Here is a 1256-nt window from a genome sequence, read left to right on the forward strand (position 1 = left end):
GTTCAGCACACGCTGCTAGCCGGGCTCGACTACGCACATTACGACTTCAACTACCGCTTCGGCTTTGGCACGGCGCCCGATCTCAACCTCGTCACCCGCAATTACGGCCTTCAGCCGATCTTCGCCGCGCCGCTCGGGCCGCGCACCGCGCAGAGCCAGGATCAGGTCGGGCTCTACCTGCAGGAGCAGGCCAAGTTCGACCGCTTCGTGCTGACATTGAGCGGCCGCTACGATTGGGTGTTCCAGAACACGGTCGACACCACGGGCGCCGCGACGCAGCAGAACGACCAGGCCTTCACCGGCCGCGTCGGCCTCAACTACCTGCTGGCGCCGGGGCTAGTCCCCTATGCCAGCTACGCCACCACCTTCGCGCCGCAGCCGGGCACCGACGCCTCGGGCCGTGCCTTCCGGCCGGCGACGGGCGATCAGATCGAGGCGGGCGTCAAGTACCTGATCCCGGGCACCAACATCCAGGCGGGGTTTGCCGGTTTTAACATCGTGCAGAGCAGCGTTCTGCGCACGGACCCGAACAACATCGCCTTCCAAATCGCGACCGGCTCCGTCCAGTCGCGCGGCTTCGAGATGGAGGCGATCGCCAACTTCGCACCCGGCACCAACCTCACGCTGGCTTACACGCATCTCGACCTGCTCTACCTCCGCCAGACCTCGTTCGCGGGGCAGGTGTTGGACGGCAATTATCTCTCCGGCATTCCGGGGGACACCTTCACCGGCTTCCTGACTTACCTGTTCCCGCCGAGTTCGGCCTTGAGCGGCCTGACGCTCGGCGGCGGTGTCCGCTTCAGCGCCAACAGCTACGCCAACGACGAGAACACGGTCCGCAACCCGACCGTGACCCTGTTCGATGCGTTGGTGGCCTACGATTTCGCGGCGATCGATCCGAAGTACAAAGGTTTTCGCGCCCAAGTGAACGCCAACAACATCTTCGACCGCAACTACTTCACCTGTCAGGCGGGCTTCTGCTACCGGGGTGCCCCCGCGACTGTAATCGGCAGCCTGATCTATCGCTGGTGACGAGGGATGAGGAGGATGGCCGGGGGCGCGCGTGCTGAGTGAAGCGGGCACGGGCGTCAGCGATTCCGCGCGCCAGAACCGGGCTTCGTCCCGCTGCCATGGAACTTCTGCAATCCACCGAGACTGTGTGAGAACGCGTTTTGGTCGATCGGTGCGGGGCGGAGATGGTGCGCGAGGTGCGGCGTGCTCTCACGCCCGGAGGGTCGTGAGGAGCGGTTCAACTC

General features: G+C 65.0%; 1 protein-coding gene. It reads left to right on the forward strand.

What is annotated here, in order from left to right; genetic code table 11:
• Positions 1–1032, forward strand: a 1032-nt coding sequence (locus MFF24_RS28595) for a TonB-dependent siderophore receptor (RefSeq protein WP_238229215.1), incomplete at its 5' end; no start/stop codon positions are given.
• Positions 1033–1256 lie beyond the last annotated feature (224 nt).

The sequence above is a fragment of the Methylorubrum aminovorans genome (assembly GCF_022179725.1).
In the GTDB taxonomy this organism is placed as follows: domain Bacteria; phylum Pseudomonadota; class Alphaproteobacteria; order Rhizobiales; family Beijerinckiaceae; genus Methylobacterium; species Methylobacterium aminovorans.